Here is a 7,324-nt window from a genome sequence, read left to right as displayed (position 1 = left end):
TTCGAGTGGGTGCTGGAGGGCGACGGGATCGAGGTCGCCTCGGGCGCCCTGCCGGCCTTGACCACCAAGGCTCGCGGCATCGAGACCATCACCCTGCCGCTGCCGGCGATGGGGCCCAAGCCGGGCGTCGAGTACCTCGTCACCGTCCGCGCCAAGGCCAAGGCGGGCGCCGTGCCGATGACCCCGTCCGGCTTCGTCGTGGGCTGGGAGCAGTTCGCCGTTTCCGTCTCGGCCAAACCGGCCATCGCCCGGCCAGGCGCGGTTACGCTCGCGGACAGCAAGGACGCCGTCACCCTGTCGGCGGCCGGCGCCACGCTGAAGATCGATCGCACGACCGGCCTCGTCGCCGCCTATACCAAGGACAGCGTCGTCCTAGCCAAGGGCGGCCAGCCGAACTTCTTCCGGGCCGAGACCGACAACGACGCCGGCACCGGCCTGTCTGCCCAGCAGCGCCCCTGGCAGGTGATGACCCAGCAGCGCCAGCTGCGCTCGGTGGCCGCTCGCGTCACGGCCGACGGCGCCGAGGTGATCGTGACCTATGGACTGGGCGCCGGCGCGGCGAGTTTCGTCACCAGCTACACCATGGCCGGCGACGGCTCGGTGGCGGTGACCGGCGACCTCACCCCGCTGAAGGACGATCTGCCGCCCCCCGTGCGCGTGGGCCTGTGGTTCACGGTCCCCTCGAGCCTCAAGACCGTCGAGTGGTACGGTCGCGGCCCGCACGAGACCTATGTCGACCGCTACACCTCGGCCCCGATCGGCCTGTGGCGGGGCGCGGTGGCCGACCAGAACCACGACTACATGCGCCCCCAGGACACCGGCAACAAGATCGACGTCCGCTGGCTGGAGCTGTCAGGCAGCGGACGGGGCCTGCGGGTCGCCGGCGACAAGCCGCTGATGACCACCGCCTTGGCCTTCCCCTACGAGGACCTCTACCGCCGCCCGCCGGGGACCTGGAAGTCCACCGACATCGTGCCCCACGGCGACGGAACCCTGCTGGTCGACGCCGCCCAGTGGGGGATCGGCGGCGACACCACCTGGAACGGCTTTGGCCTGCCGCACATGAAGTACCGCACGCGGCTGGAGCCCACCCGGGTCGGCTTCCGCCTCGAGCCGTTCAGCGGCGACGGGACGACGCCCGACAAGGCCCATCCCGCCGAAGCCACGCCGCCGCAATAGCCGTCCGCATGACCATCGCCCCGATTGCCAAAGCCGGCGAGTCCAAGGAGTTCCCCATGAAGCGTCTCGCCCTCTCGCTCGCCGTCCTACTGGCCGGATCGGTGCTCGCCAGCGCCGCCCTGGCCGGCGAACCGATCAGCCCGCGCTTCAACGCCGACCCGTCGCCGCACGCCTTCAAGGGCGGCTACTACCTCTACGCCACCGACGACGCCTCCAACTCGGGCAAGTACTGGGACTCGACGACCTGGCGGCTCTACACCTCCAAGGACCTCAAGACCTGGAAGGACGGCGGCGCGTTCCTGGGGGTCACGGTTTTCAAATGGGCCAAGCCCGACGCCAAGGCCTGGGCGCCCGAGGCGGCCTATCGCGACGGCAAGTACTACTTCTACGCCCCCGTCGGCGGCGACAAGATCGGGGTGGCGGTGGCCGACCGTCCGGAGGGGCCGTTCGTCGACGCCATCGGCGCGCCGCTGGTCGATAAGGCCCGCGACGCCAACGCCGGCGCCGAGCCGATCGACCCGCAGGTGCTGATCGACGACGACGGTCAGGCCTACATGCTGTTCGGCACCCGCGTGCCGAAGATCGTCAAGCTGGGCAAGGACATGAAGAGCCTGGCCGGCCCGATCCAGGACATCGTCGTCACCGGCTTTCCCACCGACGATCCGAAGAAGAAATACGGAGAGGCTCCGTTCCTGCACAAGCGCAAGGGCCTCTACTACTTCAGCTTCTCGACCGGCTGGCCGGGCCAGATCGTCTATGCGACCTCGAAGACGCCGCTGGGCCCCTACGCCTATCGCGGCGTGATCTTCGACTACCTGAAGATCTCGACCAACCACCAGGCCATCCTGCAGGACAAGGGCAGGACCTGGTTCTTCTATCACGACAACCTGCTGCCCGGCGGCGGCGACCACCGCCGCGCGATCGCCATCGAGCCGCTGACCTACGGTCCCGACGGCGCGATCGTGGAGGTGCGCCCCGGGAAGAAAGCGCCATGAAGGGCAAGGCGCGACGTCCGTACCGAGCGCTGATCGCGGCCCTGCTGCTTGGCCTTCTCTCGCCCGGCCTGGCGGCGGCGCAGACGGCGCCCAAGCCGCTCTACCGGGATCCGGTGCTCGACGGCGCGGCCGACGTGTCGATCGTCTGGGACCGCGCGGCGCATCTGTGGACGATGTTCTACACCAACCGGCGCGCCACCCTGCGTCTGCCCGATCAGGCCGACGTCGCCTGGGTGCACGCCACCCCGATCGGCGTCGCGACCTCGGCGGATGGCGTGACCTGGCGCCACAAGGGAACCGCGACCTTCCCGCAGGCCTGCACGGGCGTGACCCTGTGGGCGCCGGAGCTGTTCTACGAGCAGGGCGTCTACCACCTGTGGCTCACCATAGTGCCCGGCGTTCATCACCGCTGGGGCGAGCCCGGCGCGACGACGAAGATCGTGCACCTGACCAGCGCCGACCTTTCCGACTGGACCTGCGGCGAGACGCTCGACCTGGGCTCCGACCTGGTCATCGACGCCTCGGTCGTGCGGCTGAAGGACCGCTATCGCCTGTATTATCGGGACTCTCGGCCCAAGACCCGCCTCAAGGCCGTCGACAGCCAGGACCTCAAGACCTGGACGCCCGCCCCGGAAGGCGACGTCACCAAGGGTGCGGCCGAGGGGCCCAAGGTCTTCCGGTTCAAGGGACGCTGGTGGCTGATCGCCGACGTCTGGAAGGGCCTGCTGGTGCTGCAGTCCAAGGATGGGCTGCACTGGACAGAGCAGGCCGATCGGCTGCTACAGACCCCAGGCGCGCTGCCGACCGACCGCGGCATCGGCCAACATCCTGACGTGGTCGTCAGCGGCGGGCGCGCCTTCATCTACTATTTCGTGCACCAGGGCGCCGAGCCGGAAGCGAAGGACGATCCCTACTGGAAGCAGAGGACGGTCATCCAGGTGGCGGAGCTCAAGCTCGTCGGGGGCCGCCTGGCGGTAGACCGTGACGCGCCGGTGAAGTTCCGGCTACGGCCGCCGCGTCGGTAGCGGGGTCGGCGACGACCGAGCGAAAACCTCGTCTTTCGACAGGCTCAGAATGAGGTTTTTCAAGCGCCGCAGTCTGCAAGGGTCCTCATCCTGAGCTTGTCGAAGGACGAGGACCACACAGTGTGGTTGGGGATGAGCCCCACCTCACCGCATCGTCGGAATGACGAAGCTCTGGTCGAGCACCGCGCCGCCCTTGGGCCAGCGCTGGGTGACGGTCTTGGTGCGGGTGTAGAAGCGCACGCCGTCCAGGCCGTACTGGTTGAGGTCGCCGAAGCCTGAACGCTTCCAGCCGCCGAAGCTGTGATAGGCCACCGGCACCGGGATCGGCACGTTGATCCCGACCATGCCGACCTCCACCTGGTCGGCGAACTCGCGCGCGGCGTCGCCGTTGCGGGTGAAGATGGCCACGCCGTTGCCGTACTGGTGGCGCGAGGCCAGATGGATCCCCTCCTCCAGACTCTGCGCGCGGACCATCTGCAGCACCGGCCCGAAGATCTCGTCCTGATAGGAGCGGCTGGTCGGCTTGACGTGGTCGAACAGGGTCGGACCGACGAAGAAGCCATCCTCGTGGCCTTGCAGGGCGAAGCCGCGACCGTCGACGACCAGCTCCGCGCCCTCGTCGACGCCCAGCTGGATGTAGCTTTCAATCCGCGCCTTGTGGGCGGCGCTGACCACCGGGCCGTAATGGGCGTCCTTGTCGGTGCTGACGCCGACACGCAGGGAGCCGATCGCAGCCACCAGCTTCTCGCGCAGGGCGACGGCGGTCTTTTCGCCCACGGGCACAACCACCGGCAGGGCCATACAGCGCTCGCCCGCCGAGCCGTAGGCCGCGCCGATGATGTCGGCGGTGGCCTGGTCGAGATCGGCGTCAGGCAGCACGACCCCGTGGTTCTTGGCGCCGCCCATGGCCTGGACTCGCTTGCCGGCCGCACCGGCGCGATGGAACACCGACTGGGCGATGTCGGAGCTGCCCACGAAGCTGACGGCCTTGATGTCCGGATGGTCGAGGATGGCCTCGACGCAGTCCTTGTCGCCCTGGACGACGTTGAGAACGCCCGGCGGCAGGCCGGCCTTGATCATCAGTTCGGCCAGGCGCACCGGCACGGACGGATCGCGCTCGGAAGGCTTGAGGATGAAGGCGTTGCCGCAGGCGATGGCCGGACCGAACATCCACATCGGGATCATGGCCGGGAAGTTGAACGGAGTGATGCCCGCGACCACGCCCAGCGGCTGGCGCATCGAATAGACGTCGATGCCGGGACCGGCGCCTTGCGTGTATTCGCCTTTCAGCAGGTGAGGAATTCCGCAAGCGAACTCGATGACTTCCAGGCCACGTTGAATGTCGCCCTTGCTGTCGGCGATGACCTTGCCGTGCTCGGACGATAGCAGGTGGGCCAGCTCCTCCATGTGGATTTCCAGCAGGCGCTTGAACTCGAACATCACCCGCGCGCGGCGCTGGGGATTGGTCGCGGCCCAGGCCGGCTGGGCGGCCTTGGCGTCGGCGATGGCGGCGTTCAGCTCTTCGGCGGAAGCGAGGGCGACGCGGGCCTGCACCTTGCCGGTGTTGGGATCGAAGACCTCGCCGAAACGGCCGGAGGCGCCATCGACGGCGGCGCCGCCGACGAAGTGGGGAATGCTGCGCATCAAGCGCTCCTTGTCGATGTCGCCGAGGATCATGGCTTGCGCACGATCCAGTCGTGGGCCGGGTCGTTGCGGAAGATCCACTTCCGGTGCGGGCCGGCCATGACGTTGAGATAATAGAGGTCGTAGCCGTGCGGGGCCCCGACCGGGTGATAGCCGCGCGGCACCATGACCACGTCGCCGTCCTGCACGCAGACCGTCTCGTCGAGGCTGCGGTCGTCGGTATAGACGCGCTGGAAGGCGAAGCCCTGCGGCGGGTTCAGGCGGTGATAGTAGGTCTCCTCCAGCGCCGTCTCCTCGCCTTCGCTGGCGGTGTCGTGCTTGTGCGGCGGATAGCTGGACCAGTGGCCGCCCGGAGTGATCACCTCGACCACCAGCAGGCCGTCGGCCGGCGCGGTCTCGGGCAGGATGTTGCGGACGTGGCGGACGTTGGTCCCCTGCCCCCGCACCTCGCGCGGCATGTCGGCCTCGGCGATCAGCCGGGCCTGGCCGCCGGACTTGCCGGGCGCGGAGCACAGGGCCAGTTCGACATCGCTCATGGCGACGACCCCGTAGGCGGCGCCGGCGGGGACGTAGACCGCGCCAGGGGCCTTGTCCTCGAACACGCTGGCGCGGCCGCCGATCCGGCCGAAGGCGACGCCCTCGGTGCTGACCTCGGCGGCGCCGCTCATGACCACGATGCAGGTCTCACGGTCGGGCTCGACGCCGTCGAAGGTGTCGCCAGCGGCCAGCTTGATCACCCGGAAACCGACATGGCTCCAGCCGGCGCTTTGCGGCGTGACCTCAAGGACCGATCCGTCGGCGTCGGGCGCGTGGGGACGGACGAGCAGCGTGCTCATCACGCCGCCCTCAAGCCCGCCGAAGCCGCTTCGCGTTTCAGCGTGGCCAGGCCGATCTCGCCGTACTGGCGGGGATTGGCGATGGCCGGATCCTGCTCGGCCTCGACGATGATCCAGCCGGAATAGTCGATTTCAGCGAGAGCCTGCATGACGGCGGCGTAGTCGAGCGAGCCGTCGCCCGGCACGGTGAACATGCCGGCCAGCACACCTTCGAGGAAGCTGCCGCCGTCCTGGCCGATCACCTTGCTGAACACCTCGCCCCGGATGTCCTTGCAATGGACGTGGGCGACGCGTTCGGGGTGGCTGCGGATGATCGAGACGGGATCGAGACCGCCCAGCGCCGCATGACCAGTATCGACGGTCAGACCGACCGACGGGCCGGTGTTGGCCAGGAAGGCGTCCAGATCCTCGGGACGCTCGACGACGGTGCCCAGGTGATGGTGATAGGCGAACTTCAGGCCCTGAGCCTGGATATAGTCGGCCACCTGCGTCAGGCGAGCGCCGAACTCCTTCCAGCCCTCGGCGTCGAGGCGCGGGGTGGCGGACAGGGCCTGTGAGCGGTCGCCGTGGATGGCGTTGCTGGTCTCGGCATGGACGAAGACCGTGCACCCCATGGCCTTCAGCAGCGACAGGTGCGGTTGCAGCGCCGCGATCTCGTCCTCCGCCGACTGCACCAGAAGATTGCCGCTGTACCAGCCGCCGACGAGGTCGAGGCCGTAGCGGTCGAGCAGCGGCTTCAGCACCGCCGGATCGCGCGGAAACACGCCGCCCAGCTCGACGCCGGAAAAGCCGATGGCCTGGCAGTCGGCCAGCACGCTTTCCAGCGGAGTGTCGCCGCCAAGTTCGGGCATGTCGTCGTTGATCCAGGCGATGGGGCTCACGCCGAAACGGATGGTCATGGGTCAGTCCCCTGTACGCTGCTGCTTGATCTTGTCTTCGTAGTCGGCGCGGGCCGCGTTGACGGCCGGGCGCACCGAGACCTCTGGCACGGCCACGTCCCACCAGGCGCCGCCCGGCGTAGTGGGCCCCGGGTCGGTGTCGATGACCACGACATAGGTGCTGTCACTGGCCTTGGCGCGTTGCAGCGCGGCTTCCAGTTCGGTCAGGCTGGCCACCTTCTCCGACCGCGCGCCGAGGCTCGCGGCATGGGCGGCGAAGTCGATGTCGGGCAGGGTCTCGTGGACCGTGTCGGCCAGCAGGTTGTTGAACGCCGCCCCGCCGGTGGCGGCTTGCAGGCGGTTGATGCAGCCGAAGCCGCGATTGTCGAGCACGGTGACGATCAACTTGGCGCCCAGCATCACCGAGGTGGCTAGCTCGGAATTGAGCATCAGATAGCTGCCGTCGCCGACCATCACGTGGACCTCGCGGTCCGGCGCGGCCATCTTCACCCCGACGGCGCCGGCGATCTCGTAGCCCATGCACGAGAAGCCGTATTCGACGTGGTAGCCGCCGGGCCGGCGGGTGCGCCAAAGCTTGTGCAGCTCGCCCGGCAGGCCGCCCGCGGCGCAGACCACGACGCTGTCGTCGGACGAGGCCCGCCAGACCGCGCCCAGCACCTGGGCGTCGGTCGGCAGCGGCCGGTCGTCGGCCGCCGTCACGGCGTCGAAGATCGCGTTCCAGCCGGCGACGCCGCCGGTCGCCTCGG

Annotated in this window: 7 protein-coding genes; 3 read left to right on the top strand and 4 right to left on the bottom strand. The window is 68.9% G+C overall.

Features of this window, described 5'->3' with window-relative positions:
- The 3 genes from DMC18_RS23255 to DMC18_RS23245 form a co-directional block, all read left to right on the top strand.
- The coding region (locus DMC18_RS23255; protein WP_233248268.1) for a beta-galactosidase domain 4-containing protein at positions 1-1,179 on the top strand (1,179 nt) is incomplete at its 5' end.
- Between the two features lie 56 nt (positions 1,180-1,235).
- Entirely contained in the window at positions 1,236-2,174 is a 939-nt protein-coding gene (locus DMC18_RS23250; RefSeq protein ID WP_110120399.1) for a family 43 glycosylhydrolase, read from the top strand.
- Positions 2,171-3,199, top strand: a complete 1,029-nt coding sequence (locus tag DMC18_RS23245) for a glycoside hydrolase family 43 (RefSeq protein WP_233245268.1) — start codon at positions 2,171-2,173, stop codon at positions 3,197-3,199. Before DMC18_RS23250 ends, DMC18_RS23245 begins: the two co-directional genes overlap by 4 nt.
- A gap of 144 nt (positions 3,200-3,343) precedes the next feature.
- Here the strand turns inward: DMC18_RS23245 and DMC18_RS23240 are convergent, their stop codons facing one another.
- The 4 genes from DMC18_RS23240 to DMC18_RS23225 all read right to left on the bottom strand — a co-directional run.
- Complete coding sequence (locus DMC18_RS23240; RefSeq protein ID WP_199228503.1) at positions 3,344-4,846, bottom strand: CoA-acylating methylmalonate-semialdehyde dehydrogenase; 1,503 nt, start codon at positions 4,844-4,846, stop codon at positions 3,344-3,346.
- A 26-nt stretch (positions 4,847-4,872) separates the two neighbouring features.
- On the bottom strand, positions 4,873-5,682 hold the full coding sequence (iolB, locus tag DMC18_RS23235; RefSeq protein WP_199228502.1) for a 5-deoxy-glucuronate isomerase: 810 nt from the start codon (positions 5,680-5,682) through the stop codon (positions 4,873-4,875).
- Positions 5,679-6,578: a myo-inosose-2 dehydratase gene (gene iolE / locus DMC18_RS23230; RefSeq protein ID WP_110120395.1), complete on the bottom strand. Its 900-nt coding sequence runs from the start codon at positions 6,576-6,578 to the stop codon at positions 5,679-5,681. The genes iolB and iolE overlap by 4 nt, the downstream gene beginning before the upstream one ends.
- A gap of 3 nt (positions 6,579-6,581) precedes the next feature.
- The coding region (locus DMC18_RS23225; protein ID WP_233248267.1) for a thiamine pyrophosphate-dependent enzyme at positions 6,582-7,324 on the bottom strand (743 nt) is incomplete at its 5' end.

Source organism: Caulobacter sp. D5 (assembly GCF_003185805.1).
Taxonomy (GTDB): Bacteria; Pseudomonadota; Alphaproteobacteria; order Caulobacterales; family Caulobacteraceae; genus Caulobacter.
The sequence above is the reverse complement of the archived record's forward strand: the minus strand, read 5'-3'. Positions and strand labels throughout refer to the sequence as shown.